Source organism: Telluria sp. AZSoR62, assembly GCF_058111565.1.
This window is the reverse complement of the sequence record NZ_JBYTST010000012.1, coordinates 95,930-118,426: the sequence shown is the minus strand read 5'-3', so window position 1 is coordinate 118,426 and position 22,497 is coordinate 95,930. Positions and strand designations below refer to the sequence as shown.

General features: G+C 66.0%; 22 protein-coding genes. 4 read left to right on the top strand and 18 right to left on the bottom strand.

The features are described 5' to 3' along the window. Window positions 1–8 precede the first annotated feature (8 nt). From kdpB to AC3XQU_RS18445, 5 genes are all read right to left on the bottom strand, one after another. The gene (gene kdpB, locus AC3XQU_RS18465; protein WP_489875613.1) at window positions 9–2,108 is read right to left on the bottom strand and encodes a potassium-transporting ATPase subunit KdpB; all 2,100 of its coding nucleotides are present in this window, start codon (window positions 2,106–2,108) and stop codon (window positions 9–11) included. A gap of 22 nt (window positions 2,109–2,130) precedes the next feature. Next, complete coding sequence (gene kdpA, locus AC3XQU_RS18460) at window positions 2,131–3,936, bottom strand: potassium-transporting ATPase subunit KdpA (RefSeq protein ID WP_489875612.1); 1,806 nt, start codon at window positions 3,934–3,936, stop codon at window positions 2,131–2,133. After that, on the bottom strand, window positions 3,936–4,022 hold the full coding sequence (kdpF, locus tag AC3XQU_RS18455) for a K(+)-transporting ATPase subunit F (RefSeq protein ID WP_489875661.1): 87 nt from the start codon (window positions 4,020–4,022) through the stop codon (window positions 3,936–3,938). The genes kdpA and kdpF overlap by 1 nt, the downstream gene beginning before the upstream one ends. Beyond that, the gene (locus AC3XQU_RS18450; RefSeq protein WP_489875665.1) at window positions 4,022–4,111 is read right to left on the bottom strand and encodes a potassium ABC transporter ATPase; all 90 of its coding nucleotides are present in this window, start codon (window positions 4,109–4,111) and stop codon (window positions 4,022–4,024) included. Before AC3XQU_RS18450 ends, kdpF begins: the two co-directional genes overlap by 1 nt. A gap of 101 nt (window positions 4,112–4,212) precedes the next feature. Continuing rightward, the gene (locus tag AC3XQU_RS18445; RefSeq protein ID WP_489875660.1) at window positions 4,213–5,010 is read right to left on the bottom strand and encodes a TorF family putative porin; all 798 of its coding nucleotides are present in this window, start codon (window positions 5,008–5,010) and stop codon (window positions 4,213–4,215) included. 268 nt (window positions 5,011–5,278) lie between these two features. Between AC3XQU_RS18445 and AC3XQU_RS18440 the strand changes: the two genes are divergently transcribed. Both AC3XQU_RS18440 and AC3XQU_RS18435 read left to right on the top strand, forming a co-directional pair. Beyond that, window positions 5,279–5,704: a hypothetical protein gene (locus AC3XQU_RS18440; RefSeq protein ID WP_489875611.1), complete on the top strand. Its 426-nt coding sequence runs from the start codon at window positions 5,279–5,281 to the stop codon at window positions 5,702–5,704. Window positions 5,705–5,789: 85 nt separating this feature from the next. Next, entirely contained in the window at window positions 5,790–6,269 is a 480-nt protein-coding gene (locus AC3XQU_RS18435) for a hypothetical protein (RefSeq protein ID WP_489875610.1), read from the top strand. Here the strand turns inward: AC3XQU_RS18435 and AC3XQU_RS18430 are convergent. The 3 genes from AC3XQU_RS18430 to AC3XQU_RS18420 are packed head-to-tail and all read right to left on the bottom strand — an operon-like array spanning window position 6,236 to window position 9,774. Beyond that, window positions 6,236–6,841, bottom strand: coding sequence for a response regulator transcription factor (locus AC3XQU_RS18430; protein WP_489875609.1), 606 nt, complete (start codon window positions 6,839–6,841; stop codon window positions 6,236–6,238). The two genes, AC3XQU_RS18435 and AC3XQU_RS18430, sit on opposite strands and share 34 nt — an antisense overlap. Beyond that, a complete protein-coding gene (locus AC3XQU_RS18425; RefSeq protein ID WP_489875608.1) occupies window positions 6,838–7,941 on the bottom strand; it encodes a sensor histidine kinase in 1,104 nt (367 codons plus the stop codon). The genes AC3XQU_RS18430 and AC3XQU_RS18425 overlap by 4 nt, the downstream gene beginning before the upstream one ends. 45 nt (window positions 7,942–7,986) lie before the next feature. Continuing rightward, a complete protein-coding gene (locus tag AC3XQU_RS18420; RefSeq protein WP_489875607.1) occupies window positions 7,987–9,774 on the bottom strand; it encodes a CIA30 family protein in 1,788 nt (595 codons plus the stop codon). 274 nt (window positions 9,775–10,048) lie between these two features. Between AC3XQU_RS18420 and AC3XQU_RS18415 the strand changes: the two genes are divergently transcribed. Beyond that, window positions 10,049–12,133, top strand: a complete 2,085-nt coding sequence (locus AC3XQU_RS18415; protein ID WP_489875606.1) for an EAL domain-containing protein — start codon at window positions 10,049–10,051, stop codon at window positions 12,131–12,133. 21 nt (window positions 12,134–12,154) lie between these two features. Here the strand turns inward: AC3XQU_RS18415 and ruvB are convergent, their stop codons facing one another. The 10 genes from ruvB to tyrS form a co-directional block, all read right to left on the bottom strand. Then, complete coding sequence (ruvB, locus tag AC3XQU_RS18410) at window positions 12,155–13,222, bottom strand: Holliday junction branch migration DNA helicase RuvB (RefSeq protein WP_489875605.1); 1,068 nt, start codon at window positions 13,220–13,222, stop codon at window positions 12,155–12,157. Window positions 13,223–13,228: 6 nt separating this feature from the next. Next, entirely contained in the window at window positions 13,229–13,807 is a 579-nt protein-coding gene (ruvA, locus tag AC3XQU_RS18405; RefSeq protein ID WP_489875604.1) for a Holliday junction branch migration protein RuvA, read from the bottom strand. A gap of 26 nt (window positions 13,808–13,833) precedes the next feature. Next, the gene (gene ruvC / locus AC3XQU_RS18400; protein ID WP_489875603.1) at window positions 13,834–14,370 is read right to left on the bottom strand and encodes a crossover junction endodeoxyribonuclease RuvC; all 537 of its coding nucleotides are present in this window, start codon (window positions 14,368–14,370) and stop codon (window positions 13,834–13,836) included. A 221-nt stretch (window positions 14,371–14,591) separates the two neighbouring features. Beyond that, a complete protein-coding gene (gene purH / locus AC3XQU_RS18395) occupies window positions 14,592–16,178 on the bottom strand; it encodes a bifunctional phosphoribosylaminoimidazolecarboxamide formyltransferase/IMP cyclohydrolase (RefSeq protein WP_489875602.1) in 1,587 nt (528 codons plus the stop codon). 90 nt (window positions 16,179–16,268) lie between these two features. Beyond that, on the bottom strand, window positions 16,269–16,502 hold the full coding sequence (locus tag AC3XQU_RS18390; protein ID WP_027865797.1) for a helix-turn-helix domain-containing protein: 234 nt from the start codon (window positions 16,500–16,502) through the stop codon (window positions 16,269–16,271). Window positions 16,503–16,628: 126 nt separating this feature from the next. Then, on the bottom strand, window positions 16,629–17,666 hold the full coding sequence (gene dusB / locus AC3XQU_RS18385) for a tRNA dihydrouridine synthase DusB (protein ID WP_489875601.1): 1,038 nt from the start codon (window positions 17,664–17,666) through the stop codon (window positions 16,629–16,631). A gap of 140 nt (window positions 17,667–17,806) precedes the next feature. Beyond that, on the bottom strand, window positions 17,807–18,472 hold the full coding sequence (locus tag AC3XQU_RS18380; protein ID WP_489875600.1) for a histidine phosphatase family protein: 666 nt from the start codon (window positions 18,470–18,472) through the stop codon (window positions 17,807–17,809). 41 nt (window positions 18,473–18,513) lie between these two features. Continuing rightward, window positions 18,514–19,179 carry a YbhB/YbcL family Raf kinase inhibitor-like protein gene (locus AC3XQU_RS18375; RefSeq protein WP_489875599.1) on the bottom strand — a complete coding sequence of 222 codons (666 nt, stop codon included), beginning with the start codon at window positions 19,177–19,179 and terminating at the stop codon, window positions 18,514–18,516. A gap of 69 nt (window positions 19,180–19,248) precedes the next feature. Then, window positions 19,249–19,707: a D-aminoacyl-tRNA deacylase gene (gene dtd, locus AC3XQU_RS18370; RefSeq protein ID WP_489875598.1), complete on the bottom strand. Its 459-nt coding sequence runs from the start codon at window positions 19,705–19,707 to the stop codon at window positions 19,249–19,251. Beyond that, window positions 19,704–20,981: a tyrosine--tRNA ligase gene (gene tyrS, locus AC3XQU_RS18365; protein ID WP_489875597.1), complete on the bottom strand. Its 1,278-nt coding sequence runs from the start codon at window positions 20,979–20,981 to the stop codon at window positions 19,704–19,706. The genes dtd and tyrS overlap by 4 nt, the downstream gene beginning before the upstream one ends. Before the next feature lie 148 nt (window positions 20,982–21,129). Here tyrS and AC3XQU_RS18360 point away from each other — a divergent pair, with 148 nt between their 5' ends. Beyond that, window positions 21,130–22,494 carry a M23 family metallopeptidase gene (locus AC3XQU_RS18360; RefSeq protein ID WP_489875596.1) on the top strand — a complete coding sequence of 455 codons (1,365 nt, stop codon included), beginning with the start codon at window positions 21,130–21,132 and terminating at the stop codon, window positions 22,492–22,494. Window positions 22,495–22,497 lie beyond the last annotated feature (3 nt).

Below are 22,497 nucleotides of genomic sequence, written 5' to 3'. Positions count from 1 at the left end.
TTCCTTTTTTAGACGAGGTTCAGCGCCGACAGCAGCATGTCGATCAGCTTGATGCCGATGAAGGGCAGGACGATGCCGCCGCCGCCATAGACCAGGATATTCCGGCGCAGTAAGGCTGCAGCACCGATCGCCCGGTAGCGCACGCCCTTGAGCGCCAGGGGAATGAGCACGATGATGATCAAGGCATTGAAGATCACCGCAGACAGGATCGCCGAGTCGGCGCTGGTGAGCCGCATGAGGTCGAGCGCTTCGAGCTGCGGATAGGTGCCCACGAAGGCGGCCGGGATGATGGCGAAATACTTCGCGATATCGTTGGCGATCGAGAAGGTCGTCAGCGCGCCGCGCGTCATCAGCATCTGCTTGCCGATCTCCACGATTTCCAGCAGCTTGGTCGGGTTCGAATCGAGGTCGACCATGTTGCCGGCTTCCTTGGCGGCCTGGGTGCCGGAATTCATGGCCACTGCCACGTCGGCCTGGGCCAGGGCCGGCGCATCGTTGGTGCCGTCGCCGGTCATGGCGACCAGCCTGCCCTGCGACTGGTAGTCGCGGATCATCCTGAGCTTGTCCTCGGGCGTGGCTTCGGCCAGAAAATCGTCCACGCCGGCTTCGGCCGCGATCGCGGCGGCGGTCAGCCGGTTGTCGCCGGTGATCATGACGGTCTTGATGCCCATCCGGCGCAGTTCGGCGAAGCGCTCCCTGATGCCGCCCTTGACGATATCCTTGAGCTCGACCACGCCCATGACGCGGCCTCCGTCGGCCACCGCCAGCGGCGTGCTGCCGCGGCGCGCGACCTCGTCGGCCAGCAGCGCCATCTCGGCCGGATACGACATGCCCAGCGCCTCGACGTGCTTGCGCACCGAATCGGCGGCGCCCTTGCGCACCTGGCGCGCCCCCACGTCGACGCCGCTCATGCGGGTGTTGGCGCTGAAGGGCACGAACACGGCCTGGAGCGTGCCCATGTCGCGTTCGCGGATGGCGAAGCGCTGCTTGGCCAGCACCACGATAGAGCGGCCTTCCGGCGTTTCGTCGGCCAGCGAGGCCAGTTGCGCGGCCTCGGCCAGCTGCTGCTCGGTCACGCCGGGCGCCGGGAAGAAGCCGGCGGCCTGGCGGTTACCGAGGGTGATGGTGCCGGTCTTGTCGAGCAACAGCACGTCGACGTCGCCGGCTGCTTCGACCGCGCGGCCGGAGGTGGCGATGACGTTCGCACCCATCATCCGGCTCATGCCGGCCACGCCGATCGAGGACAGCAAGGCGCCGATGGTGGTCGGGATCAGGCACACCAGCAGCGCGATCAGCACGGTGACGCTGACCGGGGCGCCGGCGCCTGCCGCCGCCACGCCGAACAGCGAGAACGGCAGTAGGGTCACGGTGACCACCAGGAACACGATGGTCAGCGCCACCAGCAGGATGGTCAGCGCGATCTCGTTGGGGGTCTTCTGGCGCCTGGCGCATTCGACCATGGAGATCATGCGGTCGAGGAAGGTTTCGCCCGGGTTGACCGCCACGCGCACCACCAGCCAGTCGGACAGCACGCGGGTGCCGCCGGTCACGGCCGAGAAGTCGCCGCCGGACTCGCGGATGACAGGCGCGGATTCGCCCGTGATGGCGCTCTCGTCGACCGAGGCCACGCCTTCGATGACCTCGCCGTCGATCGGGATCACGTCGCCCGCTTCGACCAGGATGACGTCGCCCTTGCGCAGTTCGGTCCCGGGTGCGGCAAGCCAGCTGCTGCCGTGCCTGGGCGCGGCCAGCTTCTTGGCCATGACGGCCTGCTTCAGGCCGCGCAGCGACGCGGCCTGGGCCTTGCTGCGGCCTTCGGCCAGTGCTTCGGCGAAGTTCGCGAACAGGACGGTGAACCATAGCCAGACCGTGATCGCCAGGATGAAGCCGCGGTCCAGCCTGGCGGGGTCGCCCAGCGACTGGAACAGCATCAGCGTGGCCAGGATGCTGCCGACATAGACCACGAACATCACCGGGCTGCGGGCCTGGGTGCGCGGATCGAGCTTGGCGAAGGCCTCCCCCACCGCCGGCCAGGCCAGGCTGGCGTCGAACAGGGTCAGCGGGGCGCGCGGCTGCGCTGCGGGAGCGAGCGTCTTTGCTTGGGACATCGTGAACTCCGAATCCATGGTGTTATTTGGTGTACAGCTGCAGGTGCTCGACTACCGGGCCCAGCGCCAGGGCGGGAACGTAGTTCAGCACGCCGACGAGCAGGACCACGCCGACCAGCAGCAAGACGAAGACCGGACCATGCGTCGGCATGGTGCCCGGGTTGGCGGCCAGGCGCGGCTTGGCCGCCAGCGCGCCGGCAATGGCCAGCACCGGCACGATCACGGCGAAGCGCCCGAACCACATCGCGATGGCCAGCATCGTGTTGTAGAAAGGCGTGTTGGCCGACAGCCCGGCGAAGGCGCTGCCGTTGTTGTTGGCGGCCGAGCTGAAGGCGTACAGGATTTCCGAGAAACCGTGGGCGCCGGGATTGGCGATGCCGGCCTTGCCCGCATCGAGCAGGACCGCGGCGGCCGTACCGGCCAGCACCAGCACCGGGGTGACCAGGATGGCGATCGAACTCATCTTCATTTCATGGCTCTGGATCTTCTTGCCCAGGTATTCCGGCGTGCGGCCGATCATGAGGCCGGCAATGAAGACGGCCAGGATGGCGAACACCAGCATGCCGTAGAGGCCCGAACCGACGCCGCCGAAGACCACTTCGCCCAGCTGCATCAGCAGCATCGGCACCGCCCCGCCCAGCGGCGAGAACGAATCGTGCATGGCATTCACGGCGCCGCAGGAGGCGGCCGTGGTGACGGCGGCGAACAGGCTGGAGGCCGCGATGCCGAAGCGGGTTTCCTTGCCCTCCATGTTGCCGCCAGCCTGCAGGGCGCTGGCGCCCTGGTCGACGCCGAGCGCCGCCAGTTGTGGATGGGCCGCCTGCTCGGCGCCCATCGCCACCAGGCTGGCGGCGACGAAGATCAGGCTCATGGCCGCCAGCACGGCGACACCCTGGCGCCGGTCGCCGACCAGGCGGCCGAAGGCGAAGCACAGGCCCGCCGGCACCAGGAAGATCGCCAGCATCTGCGCGAAATTCGACAAGGGCGTCGGATTCTCGAACGGATGGGCGGAATTGGCATTGAAGAAGCCGCCGCCGTTAGTGCCGATCATCTTGATCGCCTCCTGCGAGGCCACCGGCCCCATCGGGATGGTCTGCGAGCCTGCTGTCAGGCTCCGCAGCACGGCCCGCCCCTGCGCATCCTCGGCAGGCTGGCCGTCGGCCCCGGTAACGGGAACCGTGTACGCCACCGGCTCGATCAGTCGGACCTGCTGGTAAGGCGCGAAGTTCTGGATCACGCCCTGCCCCATCAGGAACACGGACAGCAGCAGCGACAAGGGCAGCAGCACATACAGCGTCGAGCGGGTCAGGTCGACCCAGAAATTGCCGATGCTGGCGGCCGAGCGCGCCGTGAAGCCGCGGATCAGGGCGTACACCACGGCCATGCCGGTGGCGGCGGAGAAGAAGTTCTGCCCGGTCAGCGCCAGCATCTGGGTCAGGTAGCTCATGGTCTGCTCGCCGCTATAGCCCTGCCAGTTGGTGTTGGCGACGAAGCTGACGGCGGTATTGAACGACGAATCCGGGCCGACGTTGGGCAGGGCCTGGGGGTTGAGCGGCAGCCAGGCCTGCAGGCGCTGGAGTGCGAACACGAACAGGGCGCCCAGCGTATTGAACACCAGCAGCGCGGTGGCATATGCTTTCCAGCCCATGTCGCAGTCGGGCGCCACGCCGCCGGCGCGGTAAAGCAGGCGCTCGACCGGCGCCAGCCAGCCCAGGCCGGGCACCGCGCCGCGATCGCCCACACGAGCCAGCAAGCTGCCCAGCGGCCAGGCAAGGACGAACAGCACGGCAAGGAAGGCGCCAAGCAGCGCCAAGGCGTGCAGGGTCATCACAGTTCCTCCGCGTTCAGCAGGGCGTGGACCAGGTAGACCATCAGCCCCGCGGCCGCAAGCGCGCCGATATGCCAGATTTCCATTATTGTTCTCCCAGCCTGGCGCAGCCCTGCGCCAGCGCCCAGCTCAGTGCGCACAACAGCACCAATGCCCCGATATAGATCGCATCCATGTTCTTCCTTTGGTAGTTCGGCCGACAGGAAACCAGGGTAGCGCCGGCCGTCTAAAAATGGTGTAAAGACTCCTGTGGCGCCTGTAAACAAGCCGTAAAAATCAGAAGGTCTTGCCGATGGTGAGGACCAGCGCCGGCTTGCCCAGGAACTTCCCGTTGGCGGGCGAGGCATAGGCCGCCTTGCCGGCATCGGTGCCGATCCAGGCGAGCGATCCGGTGACGATGCCGAAGTCGCGGGTGACGCCGATTTTCCAGTCGGTATAGCTGGCCGCGGCATTGCCGGCGACGCGCTGGCGTCCGGCATGCAGGTTGATCACCGTGCCATCGCCGGCGTCCAGGTTGGCGGCCAGATCGAGATAACCGCTGTTCCTGCTGTCGACGAAACCGAACAGGTCGGTGACGGCATGCGAGTACTTCAGCACGGCCGGCCCGTACGACAACTGGGCATACAGCTCGGTCGTGTTGGCGGTGGTAAAGCCGGCGACCCTCCTCAAGCCATTCGACGGGTAGACATAGGCCAACACGCCGACGTCGTAGCCGAGGCCCGGCGCCACTTCGCCGCGCTTGCCGGCATACAGGTCGAGCTCGACGGAACCGCCGCCGCCGGCATCCTTCGTCCAACTGATCGTCGAGGCCCAGGCCCCGGCATAGGCGCCGGAAGGGGTGTGCACGGCATCAGCGCCGCCCTGCAGGGCAGGCTGGAGACGGGTCTGGGAGATGCCGCGGTAGCGATAGTCGCTGGCGACGGCGGCGTTGGCACTCAATTCGGTCGCCCTGGCTTCGTCGGCAAACGCGTTGCCGGCAGAGCAGGCGGTGATCAAGGCTGCTGCGAGGACGGTAGCGCTTGTCGTGGATTCCGGCGGCGTGCAGCCGCGGCGGAGCCGGCCGGCAATGGTCATCGATGCTGTCATGTGGCTTCTTCAAGGTGGGTGACTGAGGTGAAGAAGCGTAGCAAGCACGCCGTAAATATTTTCTAAAATTCAAATCCGCCGGCGTAAACAAGCCGTCAAGAATGTGGACGAGCGTCGAAGACGGCGGTCCAGCCGTGCGCCACGAAAATTGTTTTTCCGCTAACTTCTCTGTATTGCTGAGTTCTCCGCAACGAGCACACCCACCCGAGGAAACCATGAATACCGTAGAACCGACGCTGCTTCCCGGAGGCAGCCGATGATCTTCCTGCGCCTTGCCTGCCTGATGGCCGGCGTAGCAGTGCTGGTCGTGCCGCCAGCCATGCTGTTCCCGAACGGCGCCGTGGCGTCCAGCCTGCTTGGCGCGCTCGCCATGGGGCTGATGCTGATGCTGGCCGCCTCCGCCTTCTTCTTCATCACCTTCTCGGCGCACCGGATCAAGCGCTCGCCCCCGCTGCGCCGCCTGTGCGTGATGCTGCTGGGCGCACCGCTGCTGGCCGGCATCGCCACGCTGTGGTTCGGCACCGACCCGAACGTGCTGTGGATGGGCGGCCTGCTGCTGAGCTTTACGCTGGTGACCGGCCTGGCGCTGGTGTACCCGATCCTGCAGGGTCCGAGCGCGAGCCGCCAGCGCGCCCGCGACGCCCGCCCGACCCGGCGCGAGCCGGTGCTCTACCGGGCCTGAGCCGCAGGCCGTCCTTGCGCCGCCCGCCGGGCGGCGCGATTGTGCTATCGTCGGGTTCCCTGGATCCGCTTTTCCTGCGTGGCCGATGAGCATACCGACGAGCGTTCCCAAGCCGGCGCGCCCCGTGGTGCGGGGCCGCGCGCTGCGCTACCTGCGGCTGCTGAGCCTGTTCGCAGGCGTGCTCGCGCTCATCCATCCCCCGCTGCTGCTGCGCTCGATCGCGCACGCCATCCCCGACCTGGTCGAACCCTTCGTGATGCTGGGCGGGATGCTGCTGGCGGCCGGCGGCTATTTCGTGATCGGCCTGGCGGGCAACCGCATGCGCCGCTCGCCGCCGCTGCGCTCGCTGGCCTCGCTGCTGATGATGATGCCCTTCGCCGCCAGCGCCATCGTGGTCTGGCATGGCGGCAGCCCTACGCTGCTGCGGGTATGCGGCTTCCTGATGGTGCTCACCCTGGTGCTCTACCTGAGCTTCATCTATCCGCTGATGTACACGCCCAAGCCCAGGAACAAGGCGCGGCCGCTCGACGACTACAGCCAGCCGGCGTCGCGCGCCATCCGGTAGGCCTCGACCCGGTTGGCCGCGCCCAGCTTGCTGATCGCCTCGGACAGGTAGTTGCGCACGGTCCCTTCGGACAGGTGCACCTGGCGCGCGATGTCGCCGCTGGTACGCCCTTCCCCGGCCAGGCGCAGTACCTGGCGCTCGCGCTCGGTGAGCGGGTCGCCCCCGCCGCTCCAGCTCTCCAGCGCCAGCTCGGGCGCGATCGCCCGGCCGCCTTCGTGCACCGCGCGGATCGCCGCCGCCAGCGCGTCGACCGGCGCATCCTTGAGCAGGTAGCCGCGCACGCCCGCTTCCAGCGCGCGCCGCAGGTAGCCGCTGCGCCCGAAGGTGGTCACCACGATCACCTTCGCCGCCAGGCGCCGCTCCTTGATCTGCCCCGCCAGCTCGAGGCCCGTCATCAGGGGCATCTCGATGTCGGTCAGGACGATGTCGGGCCCCAGCGTTTCGCACAGCGCCAGCGCTTCGCGCCCGTTGGTGGCGGTGCCGACCACCTCGAAGTCGGGCTCCAGGCGCAGCAGCGCGGCCATCGCACCCAGCACCAGGTTCTGGTCTTCGGCCAGCAGGATGCGGATCATGTCGTGGCTCCCGCGGGAATGCGCAGTTCGAGTTCGAGGCCGGCGCGGGCGCGCAGCGCCAGCTTGCCGCCCACCGCCGCCACGCGCTCGCGCATGCCGGACAAGCCGTTGCCCTGGCGGATATCGGCTTCGCTGCGCGCCTGCCCATCGTCGGCGATGCGCAGTACGGCCACGCCGTGCTCCAGCGCGAGCGAGACGCTGCAGCGCCTGGCGCCCGCATGCCGCACCACGTTGGTGACCGCCTCGCGCAGCGCCAGCGCCACCACGTTCTCGGCCGCCGGCGCCAGTGCGAAGCGCTCCACGTTTTCATGCAGCTGGACGTCGGCCGCGGCCAGGCTGGCGCGTGCGCTGGCCAGCGCATGGGCCAGGCCGCTCTCGCGGTAGCCGCTCACGGCCGCGCGCACTTCGGCCAGGGCCTGGCGCGCGCTGGTTTCGATGTCGCCGATTTCGCGTGCGCAGGCGCCGGCATCGCGGTGCACGAGTTTTTTCGCCAGTTCGGCCTTGAGCGCGATGAGCGACAGCGAATGCCCGAGCAGGTCGTGCAGGTCGCGCGAGATGCGTTCACGCTCGGCGATGGTGGCCATGTGCTCGACCTCTTCCTGCTTGCGCACCAGCGCCTGGCGCGAGCGGCGCAGGCGCGCATCCATGACGGCGCCCACGCCCACCGGCAGGCTGATGGTCAGGACCGGCATCAGGAACAGGAAGCGCATCTGCATGCCGGGGATCAGGAAGGACGCCAGGCCGGCCAGGGCCACCACGCCCACGATCGCCAGCATGGCAAGGCGCAGCTGCGTGATCCCGGCGGCGGCCGCGCAGGCAAAGATGAAGAAGGTGGCGGCGCCGGCGTTCCAGCGCACCCAGGCCGCGCCGATCAGGCAGCCCGCCAGCATGCAGCCGACCGACTGCCAGCCGCGCGCCCAGTAGCTGGCGAAGTACAGCGCCAGGAACACCACCAGCGTGAGCGCCAGCATCAGCGCCTCGAAGGGAGTCGGCGCGACGTAGGCGTACTTCCAGCCCATGTAGCCGAGGCTGAGCAGCCAGAAGTACGGCATCTTGCCCTGCTCGGGCGGGATCCAGGGTCCCGTCCATACTCTGCCCATGCCCTGCCCGATCCGGTTCATATAGTGTGAGTGTTTAACAGGTGGTTATTGTGCGAGCAGGCGCACGTCGGCGATCTCGAAGCGGTAATCGCCCGGCTGTGGACCGGCGTTGAATCCTAACATGGTCACGGCCGCCGGATCGATGCCCTTGAAGTCGCTGAAGGGCACCGTCACTTCGGTCCACTCCGGCCCCGCCGTGAAGGACGTCGCACCGGGCATGCGCACCCCCTGCGACATCGCGATCAGCTGGTAGCGCTTGCCGTCGCCGCGGGCCTTGAAGCGGACCACCTTGGCGGCCGAGAGGTCGACCGGTTGCATCGGCGCCGCGCCCGGCATGAAGGCCACGCCGGCCCAGGCAAAGGGCAGGCCCGGCGCAACCTTCGCATCGATCGCCAGCGGTACCTCGCCGCCCGGCAATGCCGGTCCTGCGGCCAGGGCGACGGTCGATTTGCCGCCGACATAACTGTCGGTCGACGGACCCCACCCCATGCCGAAAGGACTGGCCAGGTGCTGCTCGCTGAACTGGCTGATACGCCCGCCAGGCGGCAATGCAATCGGTTTGCTGACCGGCTGCGCCGCCTTCGCCACCTGCTCGCGCTGGGCGTCGCGCAGGCCGTTCGCGCTCTCGCCGTTCTTCCACACCTCGACGATCTGGCGCGTGGCCAGGATGTCGGCGGCCGGGTTGCCGTCGACCAGCAGCAGGTCGGCCTTGTAGCCCTTCTGGATGCGGCCGCGCTGCCCGAGCCTGAACACCTTCGCCGGCACGCTGGTCGCCGCCGCCAGCGCCTGCGCCGGGCTCATGCCCGCTTCGACGAGGGCCTTGAGTTCGCGGTGCATGCTCACGCCGTACTGCGTGCCGGGATTGCCCGCGTCGGTCCCGGCCAGCACCGGCACGCCGGCCGCCACCATCGCCGCCGCGACCGCCTTCGGGGCCAGCAGCCGTTCGTGGCGTGCGGTGTTGCCATAGCTGGTCTTGAGCGGGGCCTGTGCATCCTTGTCGAGCAAGGCGGCAAAGCCGGGATGGGCCAGCAGGTCGTCGCCGCGCCAGCCGGCCATGCTCTCCAGCACGGTGAAGGTCGGGATCACGAAGGCGCCCCGGCTGGCAGCCAGTTGCGCCAGGCCTTTGGCATCGCTCGAAGTCCCGGGAAACAGGTGCACCAGGCCGTCCGCGCCGGCCGATAAGACGGCGCGCGCATCCTTTTCGTTGCCGATGTGGACGACCGCCAGCTTGCCGCGCCGGTGCGCCGCCTCGATCACGGCGGTCGCCGTCGCCAGGTCGAGCGACTGGAAGCCGTAGCCGGTCTCCATCACGATCTTGATGAAGTCGGAACCCTCTGCGATGCGCGCGTCCACGAAGGCCTGGGCCTGTTCCGACTTGGTGATGGTGGGAATGGCGAGGCCGAACTGGGTGCCATGGCCATTCGGCGCGGTGACCAGGGTCCCGGCGGAAAACAGGTCGGCATGGTGGTGGTTGCCGCCCTCGGCCATCGCTTTCTTGGCCTGCTTCATCATGCCCACGTCGGTGAACATGTCGATCTGGGTCGTCACGCCGAACAGCACCGGCAGCTCGAAGTGGCGGAAGGCATGGGTATGGGAATCGATCAGCCCCGGCAGCAGCGTGCGGCCTTGCCCGTTCACGACCCGCGCGTCTTTCGGGGTGGCGCCGCGATAGTCGGCGTCGACGATGACGCCCTTGTCGAACAGGACCGAGCGGCGCTCGTGGACGCGCTCGCCATCGAAGACGCGTACATCCTGGACCAGGGTCGGGGCGGCGATGGCGGCGTTCGCCAGGCAGAATGCGGCGGCGGACAGGGCTTTCAGGGTGGTGTTCATGCGTTCCTCGCTTGGTTGGGATGGAACCAGTATGCGAACAAGGCCCCCGCGCCGATAGAAGCATGCGCCACCGGTTTGCCATGACATTTGTCACCAAGCGGCGTGGAGCGTCCCGGTATCCGAAGCAGATGCGCCCGCCAGCCTGGCTACTGCACGCACGCGCACAATACGGCGCCGCCTGACAGGCGCTCCCGCCGGGATTACAATTTACTCGTACATGAAGTGTGCAGTTGCTACAGCTCGCTCCGCTCTCACCTGACCAGATCGGAACTTTATGGACATCACCAAGCAACGACTGAAACTTGCGCTCGATGCGGCGCACATGGCGATCTGGGATTCGACACTATCAGGAGGGAGCGTCCTCGACAGTGTTGTCCACTGGTCCAGCACGGGTAGCCGCCTCATCGGACTGGGCGACCACGCGTTCGAACAGCCGTTCCGTAAATTTCTCGACTTTATCCATCCGGACGACCGCGCGGCGGTGCTCGAGAACATGCAGGCCCATGTCGACCAATGCCGCCAGTATGAAGTGGGCTACCGCGTCGTCCGCGCCGATGGAGAGCTGCGCTGGCTCAGGGCCAGGGCGCACACGCTGTGCGAAGACGGGCGGCCGGTCGGCACCATCGGCATCGTCTGGGACGACACCGAACGCAAGCTCCAGGAACAGCAGCTGTTCGAACAGCGGGAACTGGCCGAAGTCACGCTGGCGTCGATCGGGGACGCCGTGGTCACCACCGATGCACAGGGCAGGGTCACCATGCTCAACCGGGTTGCCGAACACCTGACCGGCTGGAGCGACGCCGATGCCCGGGCACTCGATGTGCGCCACCTGATGCGCCTCGTCGACGACCGTAGCGGCAACGAACTCGACAACCCCGTATACAAGTGCCTGCAGTCGCACCAGGCCATCGGCGTATCGGGGCATTCCCAGCTGCTGTCGCGCGACGGGCGCCTGGTTCCCATCGAGGACGCGGTCGCCCCCATCTGGTCGCGCGAAGGCAGCGTCATCGGTACGGTGGCCGTATTCCGCGACGTCAGCCACGAACGCAAGCTGGCCCACGAAGTGCGCTGGCAGGCCTCGCACGACGCCCTCACCGGCCTGGTCAACCGGCGCGAATTCGAGCACCTGGTCGCGGGCGCGCTATCGAGCGCCAAGGAAGACGGCCACCACCATGCCCTGCTCTACCTCGACCTCGACCGCTTCAAGATCGTCAACGACACCTGCGGACACGCGGCCGGCGACGTCCTCCTGCAGATGCTGTCGCACATGCTGCAGCACCACATGCGGGAAAGCGACGTCCTGGCGCGCCTGGGCGGCGACGAACTTGGGGTATTGCTGGGCCACTGCCCCATGCAGCAGGCGCTCGAGCTTGCCGAGCGGCTGAGAAAGGCCGTGAAGGACTTCCGTTTCGTGTGGGCCGAACGCACCTTCGAACTGGGCGTCTCCATCGGCCTGGTCGAGATCGATCCCGACAGCACGACCACGACCGAACTGATCACGGCTGCCGACCAGGCCTGCTACCTGGCCAAGGAAAGCGGGCGCAACCGGATACACGTGTACAAGGATTCGGACGTGCTGCAGGCGCGGCGCAAGGGCGAACTGCAATGGGTTGCGCGCCTGAACGATGCGCTGTCGTCCGGCAGCTTCCAGCTCTACGGACAACCGATCGTGCCGCTGGGCCCCGAGAAGACGGTCCACCAGGAAGTGCTGCTGCGCCTGCCCAGCGCCAACGACGGCTTGATCCTGCCGGGCGCGTTCATCCCCGCGGCCGAGCGCCACGACCTGATGTCGGCACTCGACCGCTGGGTGATCAAGACCGTGTGCCAGCACATCCGTCGCGAACGGGACGCCGACCCATCGAGCTTGCCCAATGGCGCCCTGCCCGACCTGTATTCGATCAACCTGTCGGGCATTTCCCTCAACGACGAGGGCCTGCTGGCCCATATCCTGCAGCAGTTCGACAGCTACGCAATCGATCCTGCCCGCATCTGTTTCGAGATCACCGAAACGGCCATCATCGCCAACCTGCCCAAGGCGCAGGAACTCATGGGCAGCTTGCGCAAGCTGGGCTGCCGCTTCTCGCTCGACGACTTCGGCAGCGGCCTGTCGTCGTTCGCCTACCTGCGTTCGCTGCCGGTCAACTTCCTCAAGATCGATGGGGTCTTCATCCGCGACATCGCCAACAACCCCACCAACCGGGCCATGGTCAAGGCCATCAACGAGGTCGGGCATGTGATGGGCCTGCAGACGGTTGCCGAGTATGTCGAAGACGCGCAGACGCTCGCTATCGTGCGCGACCTGGGTATCGATTACGCACAGGGGCATTGCGTCGGCCACCCCTACCGCCTCAGCGCATGACGCGCTGCCGGCAAGCCGGACTCACGCCGGCGGCAGGTTGTCCCACAAGTCGCCCGTCGGGCTGATGCGCGGCGCCGTCACGCCGAAATGCTGGTAGGCCAGCGGCGTGGCGATCCGCCCGCGCGGGGTGCGCTGCAGGTAGCCCTGCTGGATCAGGAAGGGCTCCAATACGTCTTCGATGGTGTCGGCCGCTTCGCCGATCGCCGCGGCCAGGTTGCCGATGCCGACCGGCCCGCCGCCGAACTTGAACAGCACCGCTTCGAGCAGCTTGCGGTCCATCACGTCGAAGCCGACCGAGTCGACGTCGAGCATCTTCAGCGCCAGGTCGGCGATGTCCTTGGTGATCTCGCCGTTGCCCTTGACTTCCGCATAGTCGCGCACGCGGCGCAGCAGGCGGTTGGCGATACGCGGCGTGCCGCGCGCCCGGCGCGCCACTTCGCGCGCGCCATCCTGGTCGATCGGCGCTTCCAGCAGCGCGGCGCTGCGGGTGACGATCTTGGTCAGCTCGTCGACGTTGTAGAACTCCAGCCGCGCCACAATGCCGAAGCGGTCGCGCAGCGGGTTGGTCAGCATGCCGGCGCGGGTGGTGGCGCCGACCAGCGTGAACGGCTGCAAATCGAGCTTGACCGAGCGCGCGGCCGGCCCCTCGCCGATCATGATGTCGATCTGGTAGTCCTCGAGCGCCGGATACAAAATTTCTTCGACCACCGGCGAGAGACGGTGGATCTCGTCGATGAACAGCACGTCGTTCGGCTCGAGGTTGGTCAGCAGCGCGGCCAGGTCGCCCGGGCGTTCCAGCACCGGGCCGGAAGTCTGGCGCAGGTTCACGCCCATCTCGCGCGCGATGATGTGCGCCAGCGTGGTCTTGCCCAGGCCCGGCGGACCGAACAGCAGCGTGTGGTCGAGCGCTTCGCGGCGGTTGCGGGCGGCATGGATGAAGATCTCGAGCTGGGCGCGGATCTTTTCCTGGCCGACGTACTCTTCCAGCTGCTTCGGGCGCAAGGCGCGTTCGATCGCCTCTTCGTTGGGCGAAGCCGGGGCCGCGTCGATGACGCGCTGTTCGGTGAAATTGTCGGTCTGGATGCTCATGGGTACTTAAGCTTTGGAGAGCGCCTTCAGCGCAAACTTGATGCCGTCCGAGACGGAGCTGCCCGCAGGCATGTTCTTGATCGCGAGCAGCGCTTCCTTGTCGGAGTAGCCCAGGGCCACCAGGGCATTGAGCACGTCGGTCTGGGTATCGTCGCGCGGACTGCCGGCGACCATGCCGATGTCGGCGCCCAGCTTGCCCTTGAGTTCGAGCAGCAGGCGCTCGGCGGTCTTCTTGCCGATGCCCGGCACCTTCACCAGGCGCCCGGTTTCCTGCAGCGTGACCGCCTGCGCCAGGTCGGCCACCGTCATGCCGGACAGGATCGACAGCGCCATGCGCGCGCCGATGCCGGTGATCTTGATCAGCTGGCGGAACAGCGCCCGCTCCGACGCGCTGCCGAAGCCGAACAGCAGGTGGGCATCCTCGCGCACCACCAGGTGGGTGAACAGCACCACGCGCTCGCCGGTATGCGGCAGGTTGTAGAAGGTACTCATCGGCACGTCGACTTCATAGCCGACGCCGTTGCAGTCCACCAGCACGTGCGGCGGCGCTTTTTCGAGCAGGGTTCCGGAGAGACGACCGATCATCGCTGTTTCCTTGTTGTTCTTGGTTCTTAGACGAGGCGGCTGCGCTTCATGCGCAGCACGGGCGCTGCCGGCGCCAGCGCGCCGAGCAGCGCCAGGGTGTCGATGCTGTGGGCATGGCAGATCGCCACGCCCAGCGCGTCGGCGGCGTCGCTGCCGGGCAGGCCGGGCAGCTTGAGCAGGCGCGCGACCATGTCCTGCACCTGCGCCTTGGCCGCCTTGCCGGTGCCGACCACGGCCTGCTTGACCTGCACCGCAGTGTACTCCGCCACGTCGAGGTCGGCCCCGACCAGGGCCGTGATCGCGGCGCCGCGCGCCTGGCCCAGCAGCAGCGTCGATTGCGGATTGACGTTGACGAACACTTTTTCGATGGCGGCGCAGCCGGGCTGGTAGGCGGCGACGATTTCGCTCACGCCCTTCAGGATCACCTTCAGGCGCGGCGGCAATGCGCCTTCCAGACCGGTCTTGATGGTGCCGGACGCGATGTAGCGCAGCTTGGTGCCGTGTTTTTCAATGACGCCGAAGCCCGTCGTGCGCAGGCCCGGGTCGATGCCGAGAATAATCATTGTGGAATGATATACGGCGGAAGGGGGTTGGTGGGAAAAATACTGTGTAAAAACACAGGTGACGTCGGCTTTTGGGCGACAGGCGCGTGCGTGGTACGCAACGGACTTGGCGGAAACAATGCCGGGGCATTGTTTCCGCCTTCGCCGGGACGACGGCTTCAAGCGTAGCGTGAGCCTCGAGACCGTCATCCCGGCGCAGGCCGGGATCCAGGCTTGTACGGTCAGTGACGGAAGTGACGCACACCCGTGTACAGCATCACCACGCCGCGCTCATCGGCCGCGTCGATCACTTCCTGGTCACGCATCGAGCCGCCCGGGTGGATCACGCAGGTCGCGCCCGCATCGACCACCACGTCCAGCCCATCGCGGAAGGGGAAGAAGGCATCCGAGGCCACCGCCGAACCGCTCAGGGACAGGCCGGCGTTCTGCGCCTTGATCGAGGCGATGCGCGCCGAATCGATACGGCTCATCTGCCCTGCCCCGACGCCAAGCGTCATGCCGTTGGCGCAGAACACGATGGCGTTCGACTTCACGAACTTGGCCACGCGCCAGGCGAACATCAGGTCTTGCAGCTGCTGCTGGGTCGGCTGCTTCTTGCTGACCACGCGCAGTTCGCCCAGGCCCACGTTCTTCGCATCCGGCGCCTGCACCAGCAGGCCGCCGCCGACGCGCTTGACGTCGTAGGCGTTCTGGGCGTCGCCCAGCGGGATTTCCAACAGGCGTACGTTCTGCTTGGCCGCCATGATCCGGCGCGCCTCCTCGCTAAAGGAGGGCGCGATCAGGACCTCGACGAACAGCTTGGCGACCGCTTCGGCCGCCCTGGCGTCGACTTCGACGTTGAAGGCGATGATGCCGCCAAAGGCCGAGGTCGGGTCCGTCTGCAGCGCGCGCGAATAGGCGTCCAGCGCATCGCCCCCGATCGCCACGCCGCAGGGGTTGGCGTGCTTGACGATCACGCAGCCGGCCGGCTGGCCCAGGCCGCCGAGCGACTTGACGCATTCCCAGGCCGCGTCGGCGTCGGCGATGTTGTTGTACGAGAGTTCCTTGCCCTGCAGCTGGGTGTAGGCGGCCAATGCGCCGGCGCCGAGCGTCAGGTCGCGGTAGAAGGCGGCCCCCTGGTGCGGGTTCTCGCCGTAGCGCATGTCCTGGACTTTCTCGAACGTCATGTTCAGGGTCTGCGGATAGCTGGCGCGGGTCGCGTGCTGGCGGTCTTCGCCCAGGCTGGTCAGGTAGTTGGTGATGGCGCCGTCGTACTGCGCGGTGTGCGCGAACACTTTCTTGGCCAGGCGGAATTTGGTCTCGTAGCTGACCGGGCCGGCTGATGCTCCCGTGCCCTTCATTTCCGCCAGCACCACGCCATAATCGAGCGGGTCGCAGATGACGACCACGTCGCGGTGGTTCTTGGCGGCCGAGCGCAGCATGGTCGGGCCGCCGATGTCGATGTTTTCGATCGCGTCGTCCAGCGAGCATTCGTCCTTGGCGACGGTCTGCTGAAAGGGATACAGGTTGACCACGACCATGTCGATCTGCGGGATGCCATGCGCCTCCAGCTTGGCGACGTGCTCGGGCAAGTCGCGGCGCGCCAGGATGCCGCCGTGCACTTTCGGGTGCAGAGTCTTGACGCGGCCGTCGAGCATTTCCGGGAAGCCGGTGTAGTCAGCGACTTCGGTCACCTGCACGCCATTTTCCTGCAGCAGTTTGGCGGTGCCGCCGGTGGACAGGATGTTGACGCCGAGGCTAGCCAGGGCCTTGGCGAAATCGAGGACGCCGGTCTTGTCGGAGACGGAAATCAGTGCTTGTTTGATCATGGTGTGGCCTGTTGTTGAGAATTGGTGCGTCCGGGCGCGCGGACCTTGTACCGGCCGCGCCCCAACGCACGGCCCACGCCATGCAGTGCTTTAGAGGAGACCGTGCTCCTGGAGTTTCTTGCGCAAAGTGTTCCGGTTGATGCCCAGCATCTGCGCGGCGTGCGACTGGTTGCCGTCGGCGCGCGTCATTACCACTTCGAGGACCGGTTTTTCCACGGTCAGGACCATCATGTCGTAGATGTTCGTCGGCTTTTGCTCGCCCAAATCATTGAAATAATCCTCGAGGCTTTTCTGGACGACTTCCTGGATACTTTCTTTGCTCATGTTCTCTGCTGCTTCATCCTGGTTAATGATTGCTCGCTGCTGGCGCAGCGTGTCCCCGTGTGTTCTATTTTTTATGCACTGCGTGTTCTTGCTGCTTGCGTCACTTGATGCGGCGCGCTGGCTGCCTCACGCCGCCAACGCCTCATCGGCAGGAAGCGCGTCGCGAAGCGCGGGGCGGTATTGTAACCGCTCCCCATGCTCGAGTTGCGATTTGAAAAACAAGTCGACTGCCGCGAGCTGCTCGGCGGTCGATTCCAGCAGATTCATGCGCTGGCGGAATGCTTCCCCGCCAGCCAGGTCTTGTACATACCAGCCGATGTGCTTGCGGGCCGAGCGCACGCCGATGAAGTCGCCGTAGAAGGCGTAGTGGGCCGGCAGGTGCTCGTTCATCAGCTCGCGCACTTCTTCCACCAGCGGCGCCGGCAAGTGCTCGCCGGTGCGCAGGAAATGGTCGATCTCGCGGCAGATCCAGGGACGGCCCTGGGCGGCGCGGCCGATCATCACGGCGTCCGCCCCGGTGTAGTCGAGCACGAACTTCGCTTTTTCCGGGGTGGTGATGTCGCCGTTGGCCACCACCGGGATGCCGACCGAGGCCTTCACGGCGCGGATGGTGTCGTATTCGGCCTCGCCCTTGTAGCCGTCGGCGCGGGTGCGGCCGTGCAGGGTCAGCATCTGGATGCCGGCCTGCTCGGCCAGGCGCGCGATGCGCAGGGCGTTCTTGTTCTGGCGATCCCAGCCGGTGCGGAATTTCAGGGTCACTGGCACGTCCACCGCCTCGACCACGGCGTGCAGGATGCGCTCGACCAGGTCTTCGTGCTGCAGCAGCGCGGAGCCGCACCAGCTGTTGCACACTTTTTTAACCGGGCAACCCATGTTGATGTCGATGATCTGGGCGCCCCGCTCGACGTTGAACTTCGCGCAATCGGCCAGGTCTTTCGGATCGGCGCCGGCGATCTGCACCGCTTTCGGCTCCATTTCGCCCGTGTGGTCGGTGCGGCGCGAGGTCTTTTCGCTGGCCCACAGGCGCGGGTTCGAGGCCGCCATCTCGGACACGGCGTAGCCGGCGCCGAGCTGCTTGCACAGCTGGCGGAACGGCCGGTCCGTCACCCCGGCCATGGGGGCGACGAAGACGTTATTACGCAGGATGTAGGGTCCGATTTGCACAGCAGAAATCTCAGAAGTTTCTCGGGGAACCTATTATTTTACCTTAATCGCTGCTCAAATTATCGGCAGAATTTTTCGGGAGTGTTGTTTGTGTGATATTGGCAGGGGACGGCAGCGGGGGTAAAGGCGCCGGCAGCCGCCTAGGTCAGGTCATCCAGCACCGCCGGCTGGAGATGCCCCACTTCGCCCCAGCTCACCAGACGCAAGCCGCCCGGCTCCACCACGAAGCGGTTGACGCTCGCATTGAGCACCTTGAAGTCGCGCGGCGTTTCCAGCGACAGGCCCAGCGCCGCCCGGTAGGCGCATTCGAGTACGCCGCCGTGGGCCACCAGGGCCAGGGTTCGGCCGGGATGGGCGGCGGCCTGCGCGAGGATGGCCATCCGCACCCGGTCGAAGAACTGGCGGAAGCTCTCGCCCCGGTTCGCGCCCGGCGGCAACACGCCGTCGATGTCGCGCCCCTGCCAGGCGGCGAACTCGCGCGGGAAGCGCACCGCGATCTCGCTGTAGAGCAAGCCTTCGAAGCCGCCATAGCAGCGCTCGCGCAGCGCCGGATCAAGGGCGACCGCCATGCCGCGGCCGCCGGCAATGGCTTCGGCGGTCTGGCGCGCCCGCGCCAGGTCGCTGGAAACGATGTGGTCGATGCGTTCCGGCGCCAGGGCGGCGGCAAGCAGCGCGGCCTGGCGCTCGCCTTCGCTATTGAGGGCAATGTCGATATGGCCCTGCAGCCGGCGTTCGGCGTTCCAGGCGGTTTCGCCATGGCGGATCAGGAGAATGGTGGTGGGATGCGCAGTGTCGTTCGAAAGCATGAGGTCCGTTCGCCCGAACCTCGGGGCGGATGATTGTCTGGTTAGATCGTTAATAAAGGCGCGATGGCCGGATTGAGCGAATACATGCCGAAGGTCCGGGCTTCGTCGAGGATATGGCCGCGGATGGCCTGCTGCAGCCGGGCGCCGGTGAAGGCGCCCTCCAAAGGCAGGCGCGGGACGTCGAGCGCATACATTGTAAACACATAGGTATGGACCCGCTCGTCGTTCCAGGGCGGGCACGGGCCGTCATAGCCGTAGTATTCGCCGGCCATGTCCGGGTCGCCCGCGAACCAGTTCGTGTAGTCGTTGATTCCATGGCGCAACTGGTGCTCGGTGCCGTTCTTGATGGTGAAGGGCACCAGCGGGCCCGGCTTGCCGTGGGGCGTGACCATGTCGGAAAACACGCCTTCGGGGAAGGATTTCAGCACGATCGGGATATCGACCAGGGTCCAGTGGAAGAAATCGACCCGCGGCAAGGTATCCGGCACGGTCTTGCCTTCCTGGTTGACCCGGTCGCCGCTGGATGGCACGTCGGGGTCATGGCAGATCAGCACCAGCGATTTGGTGCCGAGAGGCACGTCTTCCCAGGCCAGGTGCGGGTTGCGGTTGTTCGACAGCCTGACGTGACGGTCGGGGTCGATTGCCGCAAACGCGCATTCGGGCGGGATCGCCTCGCCTTCGATAAATGAGTCGCTCCAGATTCGCATACGTCCTCCCAGGCCATATTGCTATTGACTCCCGCGGCCTGCACGGGTTTCAAGGCAAACAGGCGCCAGTCAACGCAAAACTCCAACTGGATCAACTTGCAGCCAGAAAGTCACCGGGCCATCGTTGACCAGGCCGACTTTCATGTCGGCGCCGAAGACGCCGGTCTCGACGATGCCAAGGCGTGCGCGCGCCTGGCGCACGACATGGTCGAACAGGCGCCGGCCGTCTTCGGGCGCCGCCGCCGGCGAAAACGAGGGACGCGTGCCCGACTTGGTGTCGGCTGCAAGAGTGAACTGCGGCACCAGCAGCAGGCCGCCGGCGGTATCCAGGATGCTGCGGTTCATCTTGCCGGCGTCGTCGGAAAACACCCGGTAGCCCAGCAGCTTGGCCAGCAACAGCTCGGCTTCGCGCTCGGTGTCGCCCTTCTCGGCGCAGACCAGCACCATCAGGCCGGCCTCGATGGCGCCGACGACCTTGCCGTCGACGCGCACGCTGGCTTCGCTGACGCGCTGCAGCAGGGCAATCATGCGGCCGGCGCCCCGGCGAACGTGACGCGGGCGAACTTGCGCTTGCCCACTTGCATGACGAACGTGCCGGCCTCGATCTGCAGGCCCTTGTCGCTGACCACGGCGCCGTCGATGCGCACGCCGCCCTGGTCGATCATGCGCATGGCTTCCGAGGTCGAAGCGCACAGGCCTGCCTGCTTGAGCAATTGCGCCACGCCCATCGGGGCGCCCGACAGGCTGATTTCCGGCACGTCGTCCGGGATGCCGCCCTTCGAGCGGTTGACGAAGTCGGCCAGCGCGTCGTCGGCGGCCTGGGCCGAGTGGAAGCGTGCGACGATTTCCTTGCCCAGCGCTACTTTCGCGTCGCGCGGGTTGGCGCCGCCGGCCACTTCCGCCTTCACGGCCTCGATCTCGGCGATCGAGCGGAAGGACAGCAGGTTGTAGTACTTCCACATCATGTCGTCGGAAATACTCATCAGCTTGCCGAACATGGTGTTCGGGGCTTCGGTGATGCCGATGTAGTTGTTTTTCGATTTCGACATCTTTTCGACGCCATCCAGGCCCTCGAGCAGCGGCATGGTCAGGATGCACTGCTGCTCCTGGCCGTAATCTTTTTGCAGAACGCGGCCCACCAGGAGGTTGAATTTCTGGTCGGTGCCCCCAAGTTCCAGGTCCGACTGCAAGGCGACCGAATCATAGCCTTGCATCAAAGGGTAAAGGAACTCATGCACCGCAATCGGTGTCCCACTCTTGTAGCGCTTGGTGAAATCGTCCCGTTCCATCATCTGGGCAACGGTATAGCGCGAGGCAAGCTGGATCATGCCCCGTGCGCCCAGCGGGTCGCACCACTCTGAGTTGTAGCGAATTTCCGTGCGCGCGGCATCCAGCACCAGCGATGCCTGCCGGAAATAAGTCATCGCATTTTCTTCGATCTGCTCGCGGGTCAGCGGCGGACGAGTAGCGTTTCGGCCCGATGGGTCGCCAATCATCGATGTGAAGTCGCCGATCAGGAAGATTACCTGGTGGCCGAGGTCTTGCAGCTGGCGCATCTTGTTGAGCACCACGGTGTGGCCGAGGTGCAGGTCGGGCGCGGTCGGGTCCAGGCCCAGCTTGATGCGCAGGGGCTTGCCGGTTTGTTCGGAGCGCGCCAGTTTCTGGGCGAATTCGCTCTCGATCAGCAGTTCATCGACACCGCGCTTGGCAATGGCCAGCGCCTCGCGCACCTTGTCCGTCAACGGCAATGGGGCAGACGAATTCACCGGGGCGCCGTTACCGGACGAAGCAATTGAAGTCATAAATTCTTGTAGGAAATTGGCTAAAGCGGTTGTAGGACCAGATCTTTTGGTATAATGCCCGATCCCGTTTCTGTTTCCTGTCAACATCTTTTCAAGATGACAAGAAGAAGGAATCCTGGAAGTTCAGCCGCAAATTTTAACTGATTGCATGAACATTACACATAAAATTACCCCTAAAAGCCTGCTCCAGCTGGTGCCGGTCACCCGCAAGGCGCGTATCCTCAGCGCCGGCGCCGTGTTCCTGAGCGCGTGCGCCTTCAGCGCCATTGGTGTCTCGCCGATCACTGCCGACACGTCCGACGTGGCCGTCAAGTCGATCCAGCAGAACCTGGAAATGCCGAACCTGGCAGACCAGATCGCCGCCCTCCAGCAAAACGAGCAGCAATTCATCCATGAAGAGCGCATCCGCCCTGGCGATTCGCTCGGCTCCCTCTTCAACCGCCTCGGTGTCGACGACGCCCAAGCGCAAAAATTCGTCCGTACCGATAAAACCGCCCGCCGCCTGCTGTCGCTCAAGACCGGCAAGCGCATCCAGGCCGAAACCGATGAAAACGGCCTGCTGCTGTCGATGCGCGCCACCATCACCGACACCAAGGGCGGCGAAGCACGCCAGGTGACGGTCGAGCGCAAGGGCGAAGACTTCGTCGCCATCGAAGCGCCGGCCAAGCTCGAGCGCCGCGTCGAGATGCGTTCGCGCGAAATCAAGGGCTCGCTGTTCTCGGCCACCGACTCGAACGTCGACGGCGGCAGCATGCCGGACTCGATCGTTCGCGAAATGATCGAGATGTTCTCGACCAACATCGACTTCCGTTCGGACATCAAGCGCGGCGACCGTTTCAACGTCGTGTACGAAACCTTCTGGCTCGACGGCGAACTGGTGAAAACCGGCCGCGTGCTGGCCGGCGAATTCGTCAACCGCGGCGTGGCCTACCAGTCGGTCTGGTTCGAAGACCCGGTCACCAAGCAGGGCGGTTACTACAGCCTCGACGGCAAGGCCCTGAAAAAGGCCTTCCTCAAGTCGCCGCTGGAATTCTCGCGTATCTCGTCGGGCTTCTCGATGCGCGTGCACCCGCTGTCGGGCAAGTGGAAAGCACACAAGGGCGTCGACTACGCGGCAACCACGGGCACCCCGATCCGCGCAGTCGCCGACGGTACGATCGACTTCGCCGGCAACAGCGGTGGCTACGGCAACCAGGTTGTCCTGAAGCACTGGTCGAACTACAGCACCGCGTACGCCCACATGAGCCGCTTCGCTCCCGGCCTGCGCAAGGGCGCCAAGGTCAGCCAGGGCCAGGTCATCGGCTATGTCGGCTCGACCGGCTGGTCGACCGGCCCTCACCTGCACTACGAGTTCCGCGTTGCAGGCGACGCCAAGGATCCGAACCGCTTCAAGTCGCTGGCCCAGCAGCCGCTGACCCCGGCCGAACTGAACCGCTTCCGCATGGCCGCAGCCGAAATGAACCACCGTTTCTCGCTGCTGGCACCGAGCGGCAACGCCATGGCAGCCCGCTGACCG

What these genes read in the sequence shown, in the direction of transcription:
- kdpB (WP_489875613.1), bottom strand. Translation starts at nt 2,108, where the DNA reads ATGTCCCAAGCAAAGACGCTCGCTCCCGCAGCGCAGCCGCGCGCCCCG.
- kdpA (WP_489875612.1), bottom strand. Translation starts at nt 3,936, where the DNA reads ATGACCCTGCACGCCTTGGCGCTGCTTGGCGCCTTCCTTGCCGTGCTG.
- kdpF (WP_489875661.1), bottom strand. Translation starts at nt 4,022, where the DNA reads ATGGAAATCTGGCATATCGGCGCGCTTGCGGCCGCGGGGCTGATGGTC.
- AC3XQU_RS18450 (WP_489875665.1), bottom strand. Translation starts at nt 4,111, where the DNA reads ATGGATGCGATCTATATCGGGGCATTGGTGCTGTTGTGCGCACTGAGC.
- AC3XQU_RS18445 (WP_489875660.1), bottom strand. Translation starts at nt 5,010, where the DNA reads ATGACCATTGCCGGCCGGCTCCGCCGCGGCTGCACGCCGCCGGAATCC.
- AC3XQU_RS18440 (WP_489875611.1), top strand. Translation starts at nt 5,279, where the DNA reads ATGATCTTCCTGCGCCTTGCCTGCCTGATGGCCGGCGTAGCAGTGCTG.
- AC3XQU_RS18435 (WP_489875610.1), top strand. Translation starts at nt 5,790, where the DNA reads ATGAGCATACCGACGAGCGTTCCCAAGCCGGCGCGCCCCGTGGTGCGG.
- AC3XQU_RS18430 (WP_489875609.1), bottom strand. Translation starts at nt 6,841, where the DNA reads ATGATCCGCATCCTGCTGGCCGAAGACCAGAACCTGGTGCTGGGTGCG.
- AC3XQU_RS18425 (WP_489875608.1), bottom strand. Translation starts at nt 7,941, where the DNA reads ATGGGCAGAGTATGGACGGGACCCTGGATCCCGCCCGAGCAGGGCAAG.
- AC3XQU_RS18420 (WP_489875607.1), bottom strand. Translation starts at nt 9,774, where the DNA reads ATGAACACCACCCTGAAAGCCCTGTCCGCCGCCGCATTCTGCCTGGCG.
- AC3XQU_RS18415 (WP_489875606.1), top strand. Translation starts at nt 10,049, where the DNA reads ATGGACATCACCAAGCAACGACTGAAACTTGCGCTCGATGCGGCGCAC.
- ruvB (WP_489875605.1), bottom strand. Translation starts at nt 13,222, where the DNA reads ATGAGCATCCAGACCGACAATTTCACCGAACAGCGCGTCATCGACGCG.
- ruvA (WP_489875604.1), bottom strand. Translation starts at nt 13,807, where the DNA reads ATGATCGGTCGTCTCTCCGGAACCCTGCTCGAAAAAGCGCCGCCGCAC.
- ruvC (WP_489875603.1), bottom strand. Translation starts at nt 14,370, where the DNA reads ATGATTATTCTCGGCATCGACCCGGGCCTGCGCACGACGGGCTTCGGC.
- purH (WP_489875602.1), bottom strand. Translation starts at nt 16,178, where the DNA reads ATGATCAAACAAGCACTGATTTCCGTCTCCGACAAGACCGGCGTCCTC.
- AC3XQU_RS18390 (WP_027865797.1), bottom strand. Translation starts at nt 16,502, where the DNA reads ATGAGCAAAGAAAGTATCCAGGAAGTCGTCCAGAAAAGCCTCGAGGAT.
- AC3XQU_RS18380 (WP_489875600.1), bottom strand. Translation starts at nt 18,472, where the DNA reads ATGCTTTCGAACGACACTGCGCATCCCACCACCATTCTCCTGATCCGC.
- AC3XQU_RS18375 (WP_489875599.1), bottom strand. Translation starts at nt 19,179, where the DNA reads ATGCGAATCTGGAGCGACTCATTTATCGAAGGCGAGGCGATCCCGCCC.
- dtd (WP_489875598.1), bottom strand. Translation starts at nt 19,707, where the DNA reads ATGATTGCCCTGCTGCAGCGCGTCAGCGAAGCCAGCGTGCGCGTCGAC.
- tyrS (WP_489875597.1), bottom strand. Translation starts at nt 20,981, where the DNA reads ATGACTTCAATTGCTTCGTCCGGTAACGGCGCCCCGGTGAATTCGTCT.
- AC3XQU_RS18360 (WP_489875596.1), top strand. Translation starts at nt 21,130, where the DNA reads ATGAACATTACACATAAAATTACCCCTAAAAGCCTGCTCCAGCTGGTG.